Source organism: Arcticibacterium sp. (assembly GCF_055134445.1).
This window is the reverse complement of the sequence record NZ_JBSRVI010000040.1, coordinates 36,481-55,370: the sequence shown is the minus strand read 5'-3', so window position 1 is coordinate 55,370 and position 18,890 is coordinate 36,481. Positions and strand designations below refer to the sequence as shown.

Sequence of the window (18,890 nt, the reverse complement as noted above, 5' to 3'; positions counted from 1 at the left end):
TCTGAAAAATCTTTTAAAATTTTACTCGCTGCCACGCAAAATGGAAACCTTAAGAAAAAGCTTAGCAGCTTAATAACGGAGGTTGAAGCACTTAATACCATTGCTTTGCCCGAGTCATACCATTCGTCCCAAAAGATTACGGAATTAAGAGCGTTTATTAGTGAGGTAAAATTGGCTAGTTCAAATGTTCTTTCTCGCTTTCTGTGGAATACATTCTCCAAAAACAAACAAGTGGCTTTTGGTTATTTAGAAGAATTTAATTTTGAGCCCAATCCAAGAAATTTCGGAGTCCTCCTTCAAAACCTAGATGAACTTATTCGCATCAATGAAATTGGGAAAGAAATAAACCTTGAAAGAGAATGTTTTGATGCGGTAGAATTAAAGCAGGAACTAGCATTTCAGCAGAGCTGTCATACTTTCCTAGAACAATTAAAATCCAAAGCCAAGAGAGATATCAAGCTCACGGATAAAAAAAGTCTAGAATCTGAAATGTCCAATTGGAGAAATCTAATTAAGGGTATTGAAACCAATAAGTCTATTTGGCAGAAATATCTTTCCTTAGAACAGATAGAAGACATTATACCTGCTAATCATAAGAAAAATGAAACTTATCTAGATACACATTTTGACAACATTTGTGGAAGAGACAAGGTTTTTGCAGAATTATCTGCTATAGAGAAAAAGTGCTATTTACTCTGCAAAGATCATTTTAGAGAAGATTATAGCTTTCATTTCAGACAATGTCTCTATATACATTTCATTGAAGATTTGGAGCAAAAATCACCCATTCTTCGTAGTGTCAGCTCATTGCAAATGGAATTATGGGAGGAAGAGCTGCAAAGCCTAATTCTAAAAAAGCAAAAATATAGCAACGAGTACCTTCTCATTAAACTTAGAGAAAACACGTATAAAAACATTGAAAAAAATAGACTAGGCAACTACACTACCTACAGAGAACTTTATCACCAAACCACCAAAAAACGTCAAATATGGCCCGTGAGAAAGTTACTCTCTAATTTCAAAACCGAGCTTTTTGATTTGGTGCCATGCTGGATGGCTTCTCCTGAAACGGTGTCCGCTATATTTCCCTTATTTTCGAAAGAGCAGTTTGACTTAATCATTTTCGATGAAGCTTCTCAATGTTTTGCTGAAAAGGGGATTCCGGGAATGCTCAGGGGGAAACAAGTGGTGGTAGCAGGTGACAGCAAGCAGCTGCAACCTAACGACCTCTATAGAATAAAAATGGATGAAGAAACGGAAGATGACGCTCTCATGGAAGTAGAATCTTTATTGGACTTTTCAGCTCATTTCCTTCCGCAAACTATCCTTAGAGGACACTACAGAAGTAAGTCCTTAGATTTAATTGACTTTTCTAACAAACATTTCTATGACAGTAAACTCAAATTACTTCCCAATTTCTTAGAATTAAATGATGGTCATGCAGCTATTGACTTTATAAAAGTATCAGGCGTTTGGCAAAATAATCAGAATCTAATAGAAGCCAATAAAGTATTGGAATTGGTAGAAGGTATAAGAGAATACAGCCAAAAGAAGACCATTGGCGTGGTCACCTTCAACTTTCTTCAAGCGGATCTAATTCAGGATTTAACACAAAAAGTGAAAAATCTTACGGTCAAAAACATTGAAAACATACAAGGAGACGAATTTGACATTGTCATATTCTCCATTGGCTATGCCCCAAATCTAGACGGTAAGTTATTAATGAACTTTGGAAGTTTAAACCAGCAAGGTGGAGAAAACAGGTTGAATGTGGCCATTACCAGAGCCCGTGAGAAGATCAAAATAGTATGCAGTATTAATCCTGCAGAACTAAAAGTAGAAAATAGTGCTCATGAAGGCCCCAAACTGTTAAAAGCCTATCTGGAATATGCACAGCTAGTAGCTAATGGCTCTTTTAAGGCTAGCCTTCCAAGCTCTTCAAATGTTTCTTGGACAAGAATGCTTAAAAATGAAATCATAAATTCCAATAAGGATTTTGCGACTGAACTTCCATTTGCCGATCTAACCATGATTCAAGACGGCAAATATGAAAAACTCATTCTGACAGACGACGAGCAATTTTATGCTGCCGAATCTATCAAAGAATCTTTTGCCTACTTACCCATTATGCTGAAGCACAAAGGATGGTTTTTCCAAAAAATATGGAGCCGAAACTGGTGGGTTAGACCTTTACCTCAGCTTCATCTTTTGGAGGAAAAAGTAGAGAAGCCACAATACTGACAACTAAAATACCTACAATTACCAGTAAAGAATGTTGGTTACTAAAACCCCAATCTGTAAGCCAATGATGAATCAACATCTTCACGCCTATAAAGGTTAATAAAACCCCTAAGCCATATTTCAAATAGGAGAACATATCGATAATGTTAACTAAGAAAAAGAACATGGACCTAAGCCCCATAATGGCAAAAACGTTAGAAAAGAATACGATGTAAGGGTCTTTAGTGATTGAAAAAATAGCTGGTATAGAGTCCACTGCGAAGATAACATCCGTGAAAGCAATAACGATTATCACTACAAAAAGTGGTGTAAGAAAAATTCTATTCCCTTTATACTTATTTTTTATGAAGAATCTATCAGAAACAAACTTCTCGTAAACATTAAAATACTTAGAAGTCAATCTTACCGCAGGATGTTTTTTAGTATCAATTTCTTCTTCTTCGTCTTTTGTGAAGAGTATGTTTATACCAGTATAAACCAAAAACGCACCAAATATATAAAGTATCCATTCAAACTGCTGAATAAGAGCCGCTCCCAAGAATATAAAGACAAACCTCAATACAATGGAGCCTAAAATACCCCATACCAACACTTTCTTATAATACTTAGGGCGAACACCGAAGGAATTGAAAATTAAAATAAAAACAAAAATATTATCCACTGAAAGTGAATACTCTACCAAATAGCCAGTAATATATTCTAAGGCCATATTGTTCTGGAACTTCTGGGTAGCTACCTCATAAGAGAAGGAGGATAGATCCAAGTTTTGATAAAAATGACCCACTACACCTTCCAAGTTTTCGGGTGTACTAATATCATGAATAAGATATCCGTAGTGACGTAAGAAAAAATAAAATCCAACTGCCAAAGCTACCCAAACCGCACTCCAGCTAGCCGCTTCTTTAAACTTAACTGTGTGGGATTCTCCTTTAGAAAAAGCTCCTAAATCTAAAAGCATCACAAAAATCACAAAAACAGCAAAACCACCAAAAAACAATATTTCGTTAGATAACTCCATTCTTAAAAATTAAATTTTTACCCGGATTACGGCTGCAAAAATGCATCTTTATCTTCAAAAATATACTACTTTGGCATGAAATATGGGTTTGTCACTATAACTCAAAGAGACCTTCCAAAATGTATAATGATAAAAAAGTAATAGTGGTCATGCCTGCCTATAAAGCTGCACAAACCATAGAAAAAACTTTTAATGAAATACCTATGGACGTGGTGGATGAAGTTATTTTGGTAGATGATGCCAGTCCAGACGAAACCGTGGCTGTTGCCAAAAAACTGGGTATAACGCACGTTATAAGCCACGAAAAAAACAAAGGATACGGCGGCAATCAGAAGACTTGCTATAAAAAAGCTTTAGAACTTGGCGGTGAAATCATCATCATGGTACACCCTGATTATCAATACACTCCAAAACTAATCAAGGCCATGACGTCTATCATTGGCGAAGATTTATATCCCGTTGTTTTTGGTTCAAGAATCTTAGGAAAAGGAGCGTTAAACGGGGGAATGCCCGTATACAAATATATCGCTAATAGATTCCTTACTTTTACGCAGAACTTGTTCTTAGGGCAGAAACTCTCTGAATATCATACAGGATACAGAGCATATTCTGCCAAGGTTTTAAGAAGCATTGATTTTGAAAAGTGTGATGACGACTTCATTTTCGACAATGAAATCATTGCTCAGATTTTCTGGAAAGGCCACGAGATTGCAGAGGTCACCTGCCCTACCAAATACTTCGACGAAGCTTCATCTATAAACTTTGCAAGAAGCTCCAAGTACGGCTTAGGCGTTTTAGGCGTTTCTGTTCGTTACTTTTTAGCCAAACTGGGCTTACTTAAATGGCATATAGTAAACTAGGCAACTGCAGCTTCTTGTTTTAAATACCTTTTGGTCCACTCCATTGCTCCAAAAGCTGCGATAATAACAAACACAAAGTATAACAAAGAATATAACTTAACGTCTTTGATGTAATACATATAAGTAGCTATTACGTCAACCACTAGCCAAATCCACCAAGCTTCTACTTTCTTTTTAATCAGCATAAAAGTAGCTACAATGCTCATGACCGTTGTAAAAGAGTCCATATACGGAAAAGCACTAGGGATACTGAAAATTTGAGGTGCTATTTCATGAAGGTTACGAGAGAAAGTCCCCATCAGCAATGTACCAAAAACGCCCAAACCACTAAGAATAGAGAAATTTCTGACACTTAGTTTCGTAATTTTTAACTGATTAATGGCATTGGCCTCACTAGCCTTAGGAAACTTCCATTGCCAGAATCCTATTATGTTGGTCACAAAGAAAAACACCTGCAAAAACATATCTGGATATAGCTGAATTTGGAAGAACATAAAAAAAGCCAATACCACGTTTATTAGACCAATTATCCAGCTCCAAACATTCTCTCTGGCAGAAAGCCAAACAGCTATTCCGCCCGAAATGGTAGCGATAAGCTCAATAAGGCTCATGTTGTAACCTAAAACCGTAAAAAGCGTATTGTCAACATTAAAAAAATCTCCCATGGCTCAAAGATGCATTTCATTTTAATAAATCTTAGAATTTCCCGCTAAATAAAATAATTTAAAATAAATGATGCCCTTTTTGTATTTTCATTGAGAAATTAACTCTAAAACTCATGAAAACCTTACTCAAAACTTTAAAGTGGATTGTTATTACAATCATTGTTATTGCAGCAGCCGGCATTTCATATTTAAAATTTGGATTGCCAAACATAGATGTCCCCGATAAGTTAAGCGTTGAGATTACCCCAGAGCGGGTAGAACGTGGAAGATATCTAGCCAACCATGTTAATCTTTGCATGGATTGTCATTCAGAGAGAGATTTCTCCAAGTTTTCAGGCCCCATCACCCCTGGAACTTTTGCTGGAGGCGGTGAAGTCTTTGATGAAAAAATGGGGTTCCCTGGCACTTTTATTTCTCGAAATATCAGTCCACATGGCATTGGAGATTGGACAGATGGGGAAATATATCGGGCTATAACTTCGGGAGTAACAAAGTCAAACGACGTAATATTCCCGGTGATGCCTTGGCCAGCGTACAGCAAAATGGCTTCTGAAGATATTTATTCCATCATTGCATATTTAAGAAGTTTGAAACCTGTTAATGTAGAAAACAAGATATCCAGTGCAGTGTTTCCAGTTAGCCTCATAAAAAACACTTTCCCAAAACCAGCAGACCCTCAAACGATTCCTCCTAAGACTAATAGAATTTCATATGGGGCATATTTAACGAATGCCGCTGCCTGCGTGGAATGCCATAGCCAGAAAGATGACAAAGGGAATAACATCCCAGGAACCGAGTTTGGAGGAGGTATGCCTTTCCAGTTACCGAATATTGGAACTGTTTACTCTGCCAATCTTACACCCCACGCTACCACAGGTTTAAACATAGGAGAAGAAGCCTTTATTCAAAAATTCAAGGCCTACGCGGATAGTTCTTACGTACCTCATGATATTAAAAAAGGAGACCTCCAGACCGTAATGCCTTGGATAATGTATTCTGGTATGACAAAAGAAGACCTTGGTGCTATTTATACCTATTTACATTCATTAAAGCCGATTAACAATCAGGTCATTAAATTCAAGCCGGAGGAAATAGCTTTAAAATAAGCGAGAACCATCTTTGCAAAAATCCCGTTTGTTATTTTTAGCAAACGGGATTTTTAATTAATAAAAATGAAACTGAAATATATACTTATAGTACTTACAGGCATTCTTTCTTCATGTGCAGACCAAGCCAAACAAACGATTTCAAAAGCTATCAATGCTCATGGTGGTCAGGCTTATAAAAATGTGCATGTTAGCTTTGACTTCAGAGGAATGCATTATGATTTAGAAAATAATACTGGCCTTTTCACCTATCAGCGAATACAAAAGGATTCACTAAACAACGAAATCAGAGACATTCTCAGCAACGATGGCTTTAAAAGGCTGGTAAACAATACTGAAATTAGCCTTCCGGATTCTATAGCAGGTAAATATGAGCGTTCTGTGAACTCTGTGGCCTACTTCTTCTTTCTTCCATACGGATTAAATGACGAAGCGGTTAATATGGAATACCAAGGTCTTTTCAAAATCAAAGATCAAAACTACGCTCAAATTAAAGTATGGTTTAATGAAGACCATGGTGGAGAAGACCATCAAGATCTGTTTTTATATTGGATTAATACAGATAATAATCTTGTAGATTACCTCGCTTATTCATACGAAACCGATGGAGGAGGTGTCAGGTTTAGAGAAGCCATAAACCGTAGGAAAGTGGGAAACTTGTATTTCCAAGACTACAAGAACTACGGTTACGAAGACTTAAACATAAGTTTAGACCAACTTCCGATTGATTTTGAAAATGGTAGTCTACCTTTCCTTTCTAAAATTGAAAATGAAAGCATAACTTTAATACCCTAAACCAAATCAAACCAGATGAAATTAGTTACAACGCTAGGTCTTTCTCTACTGTTCTTCATGGCATCTTCTTTCCAGTCTAAACCCGTAAAAATTATATTTTTCGGCGACTCCATTACTCAAGCTGGTGTGAGAGAAGGCGGCTATATTACGCTAATGCAGCAAGACCTTAAAAGTAAAAACTTGACCGACAAATACGAACTGGAGGGAGCTGGAATTGGTGGCAACAAAATCTATGACCTATACCTTAGAATGGAAGATGACGTGCTGTCGAAAAACCCTGATGTGGTCGTACTCTTTGTTGGCGTAAACGATGTTTGGCATAAAGCAAGCCATGGTACAGGAACAGACGCCGATAAGTTTGAAAAGTTTTATCAAGCTGTCATTCAAAAGCTTCAAAAACAAAATATTAAAGTGCTACTATGTACCCCTGCGGCTATTGGAGAAAAAACAGACCATAGTAATCAGCAGGATGGAGACCTCAATGAATACTCGAAAATCATAAGAGAATTAGCAGAAAAGAACAACTGCCAAGTGATAGATTTAAGAAAAGATTTCTTGGCTTATAATTTAAAAAATAATGCCGAAAATAAAGACCGAGGCATCTTAACGACGGATAGAGTTCACTTAAATGCTTTAGGAAATAGATTTGTAGCAGATAAAATGTGGGCGGCAGTTATTAAATAACCCAAATAAAAACCTTTAAAAGATCAATAGCTTCAATGCTGTTGGTCTTTTTTTGTTTTTAAATATTTGTCGAACGTTCGTTTGGTATACAAAAATAAAGGCTAACTTTAAATATGCCCTTAGTAAAAACGAACAAAGAAGAAATCATTGCTACCGCTCTTCAAGTTTTTAGAAAGAACGGATATTACAACACTTCTATGAGTGATTTGGCGACCGCCTGTGATTTACAAAAGGGCAGCTTCTATCATTACTTCGCCTCTAAAGAAATTTTGATGGGAGAGGTTTTAAAAACGGTTCAAAGCTATCTTGATCACGCTGTTTTCTCCATGGCCACGGATACTAATTTATCACCAAGAGACAGAATGGAAAAGATGCTCTTAAAGCTCGGTAAGGCTTTACTCTCCCAAGAAGGAGGTTGCATTGTTGGAAACACAACACTTGAAGTCGCCGCTCAAACGGTAATTTTCAAAGACACATTAAAAGACATTTTTGATTCCTGGCGAAATGCCATGAAAACCATTTATATGGAAGAATACCCAGAAGGGACTTCTGAAAGGCTCGCTGAACAATCTGTTATGGAATTTGAAGGAGCTGTTATGTTTAGCCAGCTTTATCAAACCGACCAGTATCTCAAGGACGTGTTTGTGCGTACGCTATCAAAAATGAAATAAAACTTTAACCTTATAAATAACGAACGTTTGGTTTATATAGAAAAACAAAACATAAGCATTATTACTTCTGATGGCATTGAGCTTTCCGCTATTCTACTAGCTCCTGAGCATCCGAAAGCCATAATTCAGTTCAATTCCGCCACAGCGGTACCTAAAGAATTTTATAGGGCTTTGGCTACATACTTTGGAGAAAAGAACTATGCTTGCCTACTATATGATTACCGAGGGGTATGTGCCTCTCAGCCAAAAGAAGGTTTAAAAAATTGTAACTATGACATCCTAGATTGGGGTAGAAAAGACATGTCTGCTGGCATCATCTATCTAAAAAGCAAATACCCAAATTTACCTTTATTCTTCATCTCCCATAGCGTGGGTGGTCAACTAATCCCATTCGTTCCAAATATTGACGAGGTCGATGGCATGGTTTGTATAGCCACCTCCTCTGGATATAGAGGTGAAATGCCCTTAAGGCAAAGATTAAGCTCCCATTTATTTTTTGACCTCATAGCACCCCTTGTTCATGTGCTTTATGGATTTTCAAAACTAAAGTTTCTGGGCGTCATGGAAGATATGCCGAAAAATGTAACTAACACTTGGAAACGCTGGTGTAAATACCCAGACTACTTCTATCATCCAGATAATGTTATGGATATTCCTGAGCTAAATAACCCTAAAGTCTTTGGTTTTCCTATTACAGTTATAACAGCCACCGATGATGAGATTTGCACACGTGAAAATGTGCAGAACCTATGGAGAAATGTAAAAACCAAAACGCCCGTTGATTTTAAATGGCTTAAACCGGAAGACTTTGGATTGAAAGGTATTGGACATTTCAATTTTTTCCGCAGAAGAAAACTAAACACGCTATGGCCCATAGCTTTTAATCAAATTGAAGATTATTATGACCAAAAAAGAAATTAAGCAGGCTCTTCAGGAAATTGTGAATTCCGTCATTGCAGACTTAGATAATTTAAGCAAAGAAGAATTCTATCTTCAGAAAAACAACAAATGGTCTGTAGCTCAAAACATGGCTCATTTGACGCTTGGTGCCAAAGTGTTCAGGAAAGCTTTGCGAGCTCCTAAACTCGTCCTAGCTTTTAGATTTGGAATAAACCTAAAGGCTCAAAGAAACGGCGAGTGGATCGCTAAAACATATGGCACTTCTGAATTCCCAGCCGTAACAGGTTTTGAACCTAGAATGCATGAAAACAGCTCCCTTGAGTTTGAAAAAGAACAATTTCTAAAAGTACATGCTGAGTTAATACAGCTATTAGATAATTGGACAGAATGGCAATTAAATACATTGCGTTTACCGCAGCTCATTCTTGGGAAATTATCGATTAGAGAAATGTGTCTTTTCTTCATTTTCCATATCAAGCATCATCAAAAAGCTATTAGAAAGTCAATAGACAAAGTTTAAGCCACCTTGTATTTTCTTTTGTACCAAACCAAGAACGCCACCGCCAAAGCAGCCATAAACATACAAAGCTGGAAAGCATAGCCTATTTGCTCTGGTTTATTATCATATAAAAACATTGGCAATACTGCCCCTAGACCTATACCAGTTTCTAACGAAATATACATGGTGGCCACTGCCCTGCCACGCGTTTCTTCGGAACATAAATCGATGGTCCAGGCTTGATAAGAAGGAGAAATCAAACCCCAAGATGTACCAAACAGAATACCTCCTGCTATAAAGTAATAATAATGCGAGGTTATGGAAGTCACACCCATGGCTATCACCAAAACTACAGCTCCAAAAATCAACACGTTAACCCTTCCTTTTTTATCGGAAATCTTGCCACCCAAGATTCTTGTAAACAGGGATGCCAAGGTGAATATCAAAAAGAAAAGACCTTTATTATCAACACCCACAATTTTGCTTAAATCTGGTGTAAGGGTAATAATGGTTCCAAAGGCAAAGGATGTCAAAAACACTGTTATCGCCACTGGCCATAAATCTGGATGAAATATATCAGTCCGCTTTATTTTAAATAGCTTAAATGAGAAAGGCTCTCTTTTCTCTTCAGGTAGTGTTTCTTTCATAGAAAAAAGAATGGCCACAGACATAAATGCAAAAACGGAAGAGGTATAAAAAAGGGTATTTAATGAAAACTCTGCAGCCACTATACTCCCCAAATAAGGACCGAAAGCCATGCCTGTGCTGGTAACAAAACCGTAAATACCCATGGCTTCACCTCTCCTTGTGGTAGGTACTATATCGGCAATAAAAGCGGCTGTTCCCGTAGGTTTGAAACCGGTAGAAAAACCATGAATTAATCTAAGTAATAAGAAAAAAAAGATAGTATTGGCCCAAGGGTATATAAAACCACAAATGACACAGACTGAAGCCCCAACCACCATAACGGGTATTCTACCCCATTTGTCAGTCAATTTACCGCTAAATGGCCTGGAAAGAGCCGCCGTGATAGTAAACACACCAATAATTAAACCTTTATAATCTTCGCCACCCATGCTGCTCAAATAATCTGGCAACTCTGGAATTAGCATATTAAAGCTGGCGAAAAACAGAAACGAGCTCAAGCAAAGCAATATGTATTGCGGCGTAAATATTTTAGTCTGTTCTGCTATCATTTCTTTTAAAAACAAACAGGGGGTAACTCGAAAGCTACCCCCTGATTTATCAAATCTTATACTTCATTATCTATCTCGAGTAATTCGGAGCCTCTCTAGTTACTTGTACATCATGTGGATGACTCTCTGCCATTCCTGATGACGTAATTTTGACAAATTTGGCTTCCTGCAATTCCTCTATATTACTTGCTCCCACATAACCCATTCCAGCTTTCAATCCTCCAGCCATTTGATAAAGCACTTCACCAGCTTTTCCTTTGTAAGCTACTCTTCCTACTATTCCTTCAGGTACCAATTTTTTAACATCCGCTTCCGCGTCTTGGAAATAACGGTCTTTAGACCCATCTTCCATAGCTTCTACAGAACCCATACCACGGTATGTTTTGAACTTACGTCCCTCGAAGATAACCATTTCGCCAGGGGCTTCGTCAGTTCCTGCTAAAAGCGAACCTATCATCACAGAACTTGCTCCACCAGCTAAGGCTTTTACCACATCTCCAGAGAACCTTATTCCTCCATCAGCAATGATTGGTACACCAGAGCCAGCAATGGCTTTAGCAGACTCATAAACGGCCGTTAGTTGCGGCATTCCTATTCCTGCAATAATTCTAGTGGTACAGATACTTCCTGGACCTACGCCTACCTTTATGGCGTCAGCTCCTGCATCTACCAAAGCTTTTGCGGCTTCGCCAGTGGCTATGTTTCCACAAATAACATCAATAGAAGGAAAAGCTTTCTTAACCCTAGAAAGTGTTTCAATAACACCTTTAGAATGGCCATGAGCTGTATCAATACTCACACAGTCTACACCGGCTTTTACTAAAGCAGCCACTCTATCTTCAATATCGGCTGTAACACCAACGGCAGCACCCACTAGTAATCTTCCAAAACTGTCTTTGGCGGCATTTGGCCTGTCTTTTTTCTTTAGAATATCTTTATAAGTTATAAGCCCAACCAGTTTGTAATCTTTGTCTACAATAGGAAGCTTCTCAATCTTATACTCCATTAAGATTTGCTCTGCCTCTTCTAAAGAAGCACCTAAAGAAGCCGTGATAAGGTTATCCTTTGTCATCACAGATTCTATCGGCTTGTACATATCCGTCTGAAATCTTAAATCTCTGTTAGTCACAATCCCATAAAGGGTATTGTCTTCGGTGATTACAGGAATGCCACCTACTTTAAAATCCTGCATTAGTTTAAGGGCATCTCCCAAAAGAGCTCCTTTCTTTACAGTAATTGGGTCAATAATCATCCCACTTTCTGAACGCTTCACTTTTCTTACTTGCTCAGCTTGGGCAGCTATGCTCATATTTTTGTGAATAATTCCCATTCCGCCTTCTTGAGCTACGGCCACTGCCATCTCAAATTCTGTAACCGTGTCCATGGCTGCAGAAAGCAAAGGAATATTGAGAGAAATGTTTCTTGAAAGTTTGGTTACTGTGCTGGTATCCCTTGGAAGAACCTCAGAATAAGCAGGAACAAGTAGTACGTCGTCGTAGGTAAGTGCTTCGAAAAGAAGCTTGGAGGAGTTCATCATCAGCAAATAATTAAATATCTCTTATTTGCCACGCAAAGCTATAGAGAAAAGTTGAAATAAAATACTTCGTGCAGAAACTTTATATTATTGCTTTAAATAATAATAGGAAGAACCATCTGCCAAATAAGTATCAACATAACTTTTTTCATATAAGACTAAATGATATTTCCCGTCCATTTCTTCAAAATGATACCAGTGGTACATATGCTCATCTAATAAAATCAAAGCATCCAATTCTCCTTGCTTCCCCTTTTCCAATCTTGATTTTTCTTCAGGAGTGTCACTCCTTTTTCTAGTAAAAGTTTTTGTAACGGCATCAATAATAATAGTCTCCTCAAAGCCAATCTCATCGCCTTCTAACTCCAGCTGAGCAAACCCGTTGACTACCTTCATGAGCTTCCACTCGCCATGAAATTCTGATAAATCTGGCGGAAGAACACAACAATCTTCCTCCGTGCATGATGCAAAGAGAAAGATGGTACTTAATAGAATTAAAAGATTTTTCATTCTTCTATATCCAGTATTTTTCCGGCAAACTGAATGGTATTAGAACCCTTTTCATATATAAAAAACAAAAATGGTTTGTCGACCGTAAATGGCTGATAAAAGGGTGCTGAAGTGACCTCAATCCCAATGGTAGTCACTGCTGCGGCTTCAGTCCCTTCTTCATCAACTGCGACAAAAGAATTCTGTTTTACAAAACTGACTTGGATTTTCCCTGCAGGTCCAGAGATTTTAGATAAATCTGCAGATGGACCAAATAAGCTCGGCATTCCCATTTTCACCAAAATGGTGTTCAGCTTTTTCTCATACTCCATTTTGAATTTGGGTAGTTTTAAATCAATTTTCTGAACCTGTAATTTGTGGTTTATCTCGCTCCAAGTTTCTTGGTTAAGGCTTTTGAGTAACACAGAGACATCACCCTCTTTAGGTAAGAGCACCCTCATGCCGTACTTCCCACTTCCGTAAGGTAAATCTGCCACTTGGTAGGTACCCATGTCCGCAAAAGCAAAGGTGTCTAGATTAGACATCATATCAACTTTCACTATTCCATTTTTGCCGTTGAAGTTTTCCTTATAAGTATTATCCTTATCAAATTGGCTCGCCCAATCTCCTTTGAAATAAAGGGCATTCATCAAGAACATTACTTGGTCTCCAGAAATATCATCTAAAACCTTTTTAATTTTAGCATTGGTATTATCGCTTGCCCATTGATTGATTTTTTTTAGCGTGGAAGCATCAAAAGCTTCCTCATAAAGCTGTGCCTTAAAATAATCTTTCAAAACAGTTTTGAAATCTTGCTCGACATTAAAACCCTGTCTTTGCCACATAGAATTCGCCAAGGAATTGGTCACCTTAGGATCTATAACGGGAAGTTTATCTATCAATTCTAAATAACTTGAATTGATAAGATTCATATCAAATCCTTCGAGTTTTAGTGTTTTTATTAATTCGTCTTTAGAGGTGCCATCCGCTCCGTTCAATAGCATCCCTAGGGCCATATGAAGACTTAACGGAGAAACAAAAAAAGTTTCATTGACCTCCTCTTCTTCCAAAGTCTTTAGGAAATCGAAAGCAAAAACATTGGTTCTTTCTGAGAAAGCAGCATCCACTTCTATATTGGCTACTTTGGGAGCTGCCGATTTGCTCACTTCGCAGTTACACATAAAAAAACTAAGGCTAAGCAAAATGGCGATTGACGTAAGTTTCATAATCGTTATTATTTAAAATCAAGAGTTAATTAACATTAAACTAATGAACGAAAGCCTTAAAAGGTTGGCTAATTACTTTCTAAAGTGAAAACTAAATACTCTTTGAAGTCTTCTGAAGTATACAAAATTAAGTTTTGACCTGCTACTCTGTATTCATAGCTTCTAACAGAAAGCAATCTTTTAAAATAGTCCTTTTCGAATTTTTCTTTACTGTGTTCCCCATTAATTTTGGTACTAATCAGTTCCGTAAATTCAATTTTATTTAGCGAAGCACTTACCACTACCGTGGCAAAGTAAAAATTGAGACAACTCTTACCACTAATGGTATACTCCCTTATATCACTATTTTTAGTTCTTATCTCAAAATTAACCTCATAAGGCACAACCTGGCCAGTATGGTAATGCAATAAACGATACTTGCCTAAAGGGAAACTGGCAGAAGATGCAAAACTAGCTCCGTCTGAACTTCCTTTTAAAAAACTAAATGGTCCAACTTCCTCCTCATTCTTTTTACATCCTACCATTAGAGCGGTAAGCATAAAAGCTAACACAACATTTTTCACTGAATAAAACTATTTAACCCGACAAAGAAAAAAGGTTGAACGGAATTGCTGTGAAGCGTTCCCTCAACCTTTTTAACCCTAAAACCCTTTTCACTGATATAGACCTCTTTATATACAAAAAGGTTGGAAAACGTAAAATACTTTCGTTATTGTTAAATCCGTAAGGATGTATTAGAGCATCGTAATGAGACTCTAAATGACAGCAAATCAGTCAGTTACTAAAAGCATCCCCGACAATCATTAACAGGTTTTCTAATACCTCGTTCGTGTTAAATCAAAATTCCCGCAATACATGCTGTAAGGTTAGAAGCAATGGCTCCGCCTATCATAGCCTTGGTTGCCAATTTGGCTATATCTTTCTTTCTTTCTGGGGCAATCCCACCAATACCACCCAACTGGATGCCAATAGATGCAAAATTGGCAAAACCACAAAGTGCATAACTCGCTATAATGGAAGAACGCTGAGAAAGTTGTCCATCTGCCATGATTGTTCTTAAGTCTGCATAGGCTATCAGCTCAGTCAAAACAATTTTTTCTCCTAAAAGACCCCCCACCGTACTGGCTTCAGACCATGGCACACCCATAGTCCACGCTAAAGGCTTAAATGCAACTCCAAGAATTTCTGCCAATGAAGTATTGGCATAACCCAACATACCATCTAACATTGCTACAATAGCTACCACGGCAATCAGCATCGCACCTATGTTTGCAGCCAATTTAAGGCCATCTACAGCACCATCTCCTACCGCCTCTACCACATTACCGGCACTGGTCTCTACATTAATATCTAATGAGTTTTTTGTTTCCGACTCTTCCGTTTCTGGAAACATTATTTTTGCAACAATTAATGCCGCAGGAGCATTCATAATAGAAGCCGCCATTAAGTGGCCTGCTATACCCGGAATGTCTTCTAACATTTTTACATAAATGGCCATTACCCCTCCTGCAATAGTAGCAAAGCCTGCCACCATGATTGTCATCAGCTCCGACTTCGTCATACCTTTTATAAAGGGTTTTACCAAAAGAGGGGCTTCCGTTTGACCCACAAAAATACTTCCCGCCACACTTAACGTCTCTGAACCACTAGTACCCATGGTTTTTTGTACCACCCAAGCAATAGCTTTCACTACTCTTTGCATAATACCTAAATGATAAAAAAGAGACACTAGAGCCGAGAAAAAGATAACGGTTGGCAATACTCGAATGGCAAAATTTATATTCGGAGAATCTACAATACCACTGACAAAAGATTTAAACAAAAAATCGCCGCCAGCGTCGGAATAAGAAAGAAGCTTCCCTATTAGTACATCGAAAAATTTAAAGAAAGGTAAACCTATAGGGGTCTTGAGTATTAAAAGAGCAAAGCTCAGCTGCAGACCTAAACCCCACAAAACCAGCTTAATATTAATTTTTCTCTTGTTATTACTCATTAAAAAAGCAATTCCAAGTAAGACAATTATACCTAAAAGGCCTGTGAAACGTTCCATTAAAAGGATTTTGGTTTGAAAATTGTTCCAAAATAAGGGAATTAAACCTATATAGTTTACTTTCGTTTCACTTTACGTGCTTAAAATAGCTTTCTAACCTTGAAAATTAATTCCAGGAAAATAATATTGTCAATTCTCATGACCTTGATGGTACAGGCTGCTTACTCGCAACTCATGTATCGCTCAAGGTATAAATCAGCTATTCTTTTTGAAGGGTTTGGTCTTAGCCCAATTATGTCCGTGAATTATGAAGTCGCTCCTTTAAGGTACCATAAAAGCTTTGCTACAGCCAGATTGGGCTTTGGATATTTACCAGCAGGTTTTGGCCAGGGAGCTGGATTTTCCATTCCGGCAGGGGCTTCTTATAACGTTTTGATAAATAATCTCAAGAAAGGAATTTCTTCTAGAGTAATGAATAAATGTAGAACAAAACCTCCAAAATTTGACCTAGAATATTTTGTAGAAATGGGTGGAGGCTACTCTAAAATCATTTATCCGACTTCTCAGAACCGTGACTATTTTAATGTGCTTCTGGCTCTTAGAACTCAATTGGTTATAGATACACCACCAAAACCCAAAGTTTTCTACCTAAAATTAAGCGTCAACCCGAGAATAAATAGATCAGGCTTGGTGTTTTACCAAGCTTCTTTAAACGGTGGGCAAAACTTTTTCGGAGGCTTTGCTTTAGGCGTCTCCATTTAAGACTAATACTTCTGATTCTGCATTTGTATTAAACAAGTAGTTCAGATTAGCCTTTTCTATATCTTCGTCTTTAAGCTGATAAAACTCCTCGTGAATATTAAACGGATTCACAGAAAAATCTGTTTTTATATATTCTCCTGTCTCCAATAGGTTATAAGAATTCACCGTATCCATTAAATTATTCTTAAGCATTAGAATAAGCTTCTTTTTTATGCCTTCATCCACTATTTGGAACATGGATTCTATTCTTCTATCAAAGCTTCTAACCATGGCGTCTGCACTACTTCCAATCACTTTTGGTTCACCATTATTATGGAAATAGAATATTCTAGAATGCTCCAAATAATGCCCAATAATAGATTTAACATGGATATTTTCACTTAAACCTTGTCTACCAGGTTTAAGGCAGCATATCCCTCTTACTATTAGCTCTATTTTTACACCTGCCTGCGAAGCGGCATAAAACTCCTCAATAATCTCTTTGTCCTCCAAGGAGTTCATTTTAATGCAGATTCCTGCCGACAATCCCTTCCTTGCGTTTTCTGCCTCATTCCTAATCATCGCTATAAGGTTATTTCGCATATCTCCAGGCGAGGTGATTAAATTCTTATAGCTATTTGGCAAAGAATGCCCTGTTATAACATTGAAAAACTCAGCAATATCATGTGTATACTCTGGCTTTGAAGTCATAATACCAATATCCGTGTATAGCTTGGCCGTATCTTCATTATAATTACCGGAAGCCATATGAGCATATTGGACCACTTTGTCACCCTCTTTCCTCACAATAAGCATAAGTTTAGTATGGGTTTTCAAACCGCCAATTCCATAAATGACAAAACAGCCAGCCTTTTGAAGTTTAGCCGCCTCTTTAATGTTATTTTCTTCGTCAAATCGGGCTTTAATTTCAAACAAAACTGATACGTGCTTTCCATTTTCAGCCGCTTTTAATAAAGCTGCGGTAATTCTAGAATTTTTAGCTAGTCTATAAATGGTCAGTTTTATAGCCAAAACCTTCGGGTCTTTGGCTGCCTTTTCTACCAATTGTAGTACGGGCTCAAAGTTATTATAAGGGTGATGTAATAGAACATCCTGATCTTTAAGTGTATCAAAAATGCTGTGCATTTTATCTCTTCCAAAATTAAAGGCAGGAACTGCCGCCTTAGTTTCAGGAAGGTCATCTTTAAACTCTGGATGGCCTATCAATTCCCACAAACGGGTATAATCCATAAGCTCATTATTCTGAAAGATGTTAGTCTCATCTATCTCCCATTTCTTCATCAGAACATCCATCATCCATTTAGATGGCTCATTTTCTATGCATATACTTACTAATCTACCTACTTTTCTTTCTTTGATTTTCTGTTTTATCTCGTCTACAAAATCAGCTTCAATATCGTCACTCTCTTCTAAAGTGAAGTCTCCGTTTCTTAAAATTCTAAATAAATCCACCGACTCTATATTGACATTCCTATATAGCTTCTGGATTTGACTCATGATAATCCGTTCTAGCGGTAAAAAATGAACAATATCATTTTCTATAAAAGTGTAAAACTTAGGAAGGTTTCTTGGAATCTGAACAAAAGACAGCTTCCGTGGCTCATCATCGCTGTTCCTATAAAACTTTTTCTTGGTATTGGTTACAACGCCAAGGATGAGGTTTTTTGCCAAAAGCACAGGAAATGCATGTGTTTGATCAAAAACCATTGGCGTGAGCATGGGAAAGATGTTCTGGTCAAAAAAATCAACCGCTTCCTTTTGTTGCGTCAGACTTAAATCTTCAAAGCCAATCAGCTTAAAACCATTCTCCAAAAAATGAGGAGCCAAATCCTCCTTAAATATCCGATTTCTTTCCTGGTAGAAATCATTGGTTAAACCCAAAAGATGATCTTTAAATGGTCTTTCTCTTAAGCCTGAATAGTCAATTCTTGGTTTACCGTAGTCCAGATAATTATATAAACTACCCACCCTTACCGTGAAAAATTCATCAAGATTAGACTCGGTAATGGCTAAAAACTTCAGTTTCTCAAAAATGGACAACTCTTTCTTTCTAGCCTGATCAAGTACTCTATTATTGAAAGTCATCCAGCTTAAATCTCTACTCAAAAGCGGTGAATTACTAATACTCTCAGCACGCTTATCTAGCTTACTGCTAAATACTGGCCTCAGCGTTTCCTCCTCCCTGTTTGTCAATGGCTTTAAAACTGTCTTTAAATAATTTACAAAATCTTTCATAGCATACTTTTAGTGCCTG

18 protein-coding genes are annotated in these 18,890 nt (G+C 37.5%); 9 read left to right on the top strand and 9 right to left on the bottom strand.

Annotated features, from left to right (window positions below):
• On the top strand, positions 1 to 2,241 hold a 2,241-nt coding region (locus ACTBZY_RS06285; RefSeq protein ID WP_463045496.1), incomplete at its 5' end, for a DEAD/DEAH box helicase.
• On the opposite strand, the gene ACTBZY_RS06280 is transcribed toward ACTBZY_RS06285, so the two are convergent.
• On the bottom strand, positions 2,183 to 3,259 hold the full coding sequence (locus ACTBZY_RS06280; RefSeq protein WP_463045495.1) for a TerC/Alx family metal homeostasis membrane protein: 1,077 nt from the start codon (positions 3,257 to 3,259) through the stop codon (positions 2,183 to 2,185). The two genes, ACTBZY_RS06285 and ACTBZY_RS06280, sit on opposite strands and share 59 nt — an antisense overlap.
• A 119-nt stretch (positions 3,260 to 3,378) precedes the next feature.
• Between ACTBZY_RS06280 and ACTBZY_RS06275 the strand changes: the two genes are divergently transcribed.
• The gene (locus ACTBZY_RS06275) at positions 3,379 to 4,119 is read left to right on the top strand and encodes a glycosyltransferase family 2 protein (RefSeq protein WP_463045494.1); all 741 of its coding nucleotides are present in this window, start codon (positions 3,379 to 3,381) and stop codon (positions 4,117 to 4,119) included.
• Here ACTBZY_RS06275 and pnuC read toward each other — a convergent pair.
• Positions 4,116 to 4,784: a nicotinamide riboside transporter PnuC gene (gene pnuC / locus ACTBZY_RS06270; RefSeq protein WP_463045493.1), complete on the bottom strand. Its 669-nt coding sequence runs from the start codon at positions 4,782 to 4,784 to the stop codon at positions 4,116 to 4,118. The two genes, ACTBZY_RS06275 and pnuC, sit on opposite strands and share 4 nt — an antisense overlap.
• A 113-nt stretch (positions 4,785 to 4,897) precedes the next feature.
• On the opposite strand from pnuC, the gene ACTBZY_RS06265 reads away from it, so the two are divergent.
• From ACTBZY_RS06265 to ACTBZY_RS06240, 6 genes are all read left to right on the top strand, one after another.
• Positions 4,898 to 5,890 carry a c-type cytochrome gene (locus tag ACTBZY_RS06265; RefSeq protein WP_463045492.1) on the top strand — a complete coding sequence of 331 codons (993 nt, stop codon included), beginning with the start codon at positions 4,898 to 4,900 and terminating at the stop codon, positions 5,888 to 5,890.
• Between the two features lie 66 nt (positions 5,891 to 5,956).
• Positions 5,957 to 6,685, top strand: coding sequence for a DUF6503 family protein (locus ACTBZY_RS06260; RefSeq protein WP_463045491.1), 729 nt, complete (start codon positions 5,957 to 5,959; stop codon positions 6,683 to 6,685).
• A 15-nt stretch (positions 6,686 to 6,700) separates the two neighbouring features.
• Positions 6,701 to 7,369 carry an SGNH/GDSL hydrolase family protein gene (locus tag ACTBZY_RS06255; RefSeq protein ID WP_463045490.1) on the top strand — a complete coding sequence of 223 codons (669 nt, stop codon included), beginning with the start codon at positions 6,701 to 6,703 and terminating at the stop codon, positions 7,367 to 7,369.
• Positions 7,370 to 7,482: 113 nt separating this feature from the next.
• A complete protein-coding gene (locus ACTBZY_RS06250; RefSeq protein ID WP_463045489.1) occupies positions 7,483 to 8,040 on the top strand; it encodes a TetR/AcrR family transcriptional regulator in 558 nt (185 codons plus the stop codon).
• Positions 8,041 to 8,067: 27 nt separating this feature from the next.
• Positions 8,068 to 8,961, top strand: a complete 894-nt coding sequence (locus ACTBZY_RS06245; protein WP_463045488.1) for an alpha/beta hydrolase family protein — start codon at positions 8,068 to 8,070, stop codon at positions 8,959 to 8,961.
• Positions 8,942 to 9,460 carry a DinB family protein gene (locus ACTBZY_RS06240; protein WP_463045487.1) on the top strand — a complete coding sequence of 173 codons (519 nt, stop codon included), beginning with the start codon at positions 8,942 to 8,944 and terminating at the stop codon, positions 9,458 to 9,460. The genes ACTBZY_RS06245 and ACTBZY_RS06240 overlap by 20 nt, the downstream gene beginning before the upstream one ends.
• Here ACTBZY_RS06240 and ACTBZY_RS06235 read toward each other — a convergent pair.
• From ACTBZY_RS06235 to ACTBZY_RS06210, 6 genes are all read right to left on the bottom strand, one after another.
• On the bottom strand, positions 9,457 to 10,635 hold the full coding sequence (locus ACTBZY_RS06235) for an MFS transporter (protein WP_463045486.1): 1,179 nt from the start codon (positions 10,633 to 10,635) through the stop codon (positions 9,457 to 9,459). The two genes, ACTBZY_RS06240 and ACTBZY_RS06235, sit on opposite strands and share 4 nt — an antisense overlap.
• A 70-nt stretch (positions 10,636 to 10,705) precedes the next feature.
• Complete coding sequence (guaB, locus tag ACTBZY_RS06230; RefSeq protein WP_463045485.1) at positions 10,706 to 12,172, bottom strand: IMP dehydrogenase; 1,467 nt, start codon at positions 12,170 to 12,172, stop codon at positions 10,706 to 10,708.
• Positions 12,173 to 12,256: 84 nt separating this feature from the next.
• A complete protein-coding gene (locus ACTBZY_RS06225; protein ID WP_463045484.1) occupies positions 12,257 to 12,679 on the bottom strand; it encodes a hypothetical protein in 423 nt (140 codons plus the stop codon).
• Positions 12,676 to 13,884, bottom strand: coding sequence for a serpin family protein (locus ACTBZY_RS06220; RefSeq protein WP_463045483.1), 1,209 nt, complete (start codon positions 13,882 to 13,884; stop codon positions 12,676 to 12,678). Before ACTBZY_RS06220 ends, ACTBZY_RS06225 begins: the two co-directional genes overlap by 4 nt.
• Positions 13,885 to 13,952: 68 nt before the next feature.
• On the bottom strand, positions 13,953 to 14,447 hold the full coding sequence (locus ACTBZY_RS06215; protein WP_463045482.1) for an META domain-containing protein: 495 nt from the start codon (positions 14,445 to 14,447) through the stop codon (positions 13,953 to 13,955).
• Positions 14,448 to 14,716: 269 nt separating this feature from the next.
• Entirely contained in the window at positions 14,717 to 15,934 is a 1,218-nt protein-coding gene (locus ACTBZY_RS06210) for a NupC/NupG family nucleoside CNT transporter (RefSeq protein ID WP_463045481.1), read from the bottom strand.
• A gap of 138 nt (positions 15,935 to 16,072) precedes the next feature.
• Here ACTBZY_RS06210 and ACTBZY_RS06205 point away from each other — a divergent pair, with 138 nt between their 5' ends.
• Complete coding sequence (locus ACTBZY_RS06205; protein ID WP_463045480.1) at positions 16,073 to 16,636, top strand: hypothetical protein; 564 nt, start codon at positions 16,073 to 16,075, stop codon at positions 16,634 to 16,636.
• Here ACTBZY_RS06205 and ppk1 read toward each other — a convergent pair.
• Positions 16,619 to 18,871 (bottom strand): polyphosphate kinase 1, encoded by a 2,253-nt coding sequence (gene ppk1, locus ACTBZY_RS06200; protein WP_463045479.1) that lies wholly within the window; start codon positions 18,869 to 18,871, stop codon positions 16,619 to 16,621. The genes ACTBZY_RS06205 and ppk1 overlap by 18 nt on opposite strands.
• Positions 18,872 to 18,890 lie beyond the last annotated feature (19 nt).

Coding starts and splice junctions, on each gene's coding strand:
- ACTBZY_RS06280 (WP_463045495.1), bottom strand. CDS start 3,259: ATGGAGTTATCTAACGAAATATTGTTTTTTGGTGGTTTTGCTGTTTTT.
- ACTBZY_RS06255 (WP_463045490.1), top strand. CDS start 6,701: ATGAAATTAGTTACAACGCTAGGTCTTTCTCTACTGTTCTTCATGGCA.
- ACTBZY_RS06235 (WP_463045486.1), bottom strand. CDS start 10,635: ATGATAGCAGAACAGACTAAAATATTTACGCCGCAATACATATTGCTT.
- ACTBZY_RS06275 (WP_463045494.1), top strand. CDS start 3,379: ATGTATAATGATAAAAAAGTAATAGTGGTCATGCCTGCCTATAAAGCT.
- guaB (WP_463045485.1), bottom strand. CDS start 12,172: ATGATGAACTCCTCCAAGCTTCTTTTCGAAGCACTTACCTACGACGAC.
- ACTBZY_RS06240 (WP_463045487.1), top strand. CDS start 8,942: ATGACCAAAAAAGAAATTAAGCAGGCTCTTCAGGAAATTGTGAATTCC.
- ACTBZY_RS06265 (WP_463045492.1), top strand. CDS start 4,898: ATGAAAACCTTACTCAAAACTTTAAAGTGGATTGTTATTACAATCATT.
- ACTBZY_RS06205 (WP_463045480.1), top strand. CDS start 16,073: ATGACCTTGATGGTACAGGCTGCTTACTCGCAACTCATGTATCGCTCA.
- pnuC (WP_463045493.1), bottom strand. CDS start 4,784: ATGGGAGATTTTTTTAATGTTGACAATACGCTTTTTACGGTTTTAGGT.
- ppk1 (WP_463045479.1), bottom strand. CDS start 18,871: ATGAAAGATTTTGTAAATTATTTAAAGACAGTTTTAAAGCCATTGACA.
- ACTBZY_RS06220 (WP_463045483.1), bottom strand. CDS start 13,884: ATGAAACTTACGTCAATCGCCATTTTGCTTAGCCTTAGTTTTTTTATG.
- ACTBZY_RS06225 (WP_463045484.1), bottom strand. CDS start 12,679: ATGAAAAATCTTTTAATTCTATTAAGTACCATCTTTCTCTTTGCATCA.
- ACTBZY_RS06210 (WP_463045481.1), bottom strand. CDS start 15,934: ATGGAACGTTTCACAGGCCTTTTAGGTATAATTGTCTTACTTGGAATT.
- ACTBZY_RS06260 (WP_463045491.1), top strand. CDS start 5,957: ATGAAACTGAAATATATACTTATAGTACTTACAGGCATTCTTTCTTCA.
- ACTBZY_RS06250 (WP_463045489.1), top strand. CDS start 7,483: ATGCCCTTAGTAAAAACGAACAAAGAAGAAATCATTGCTACCGCTCTT.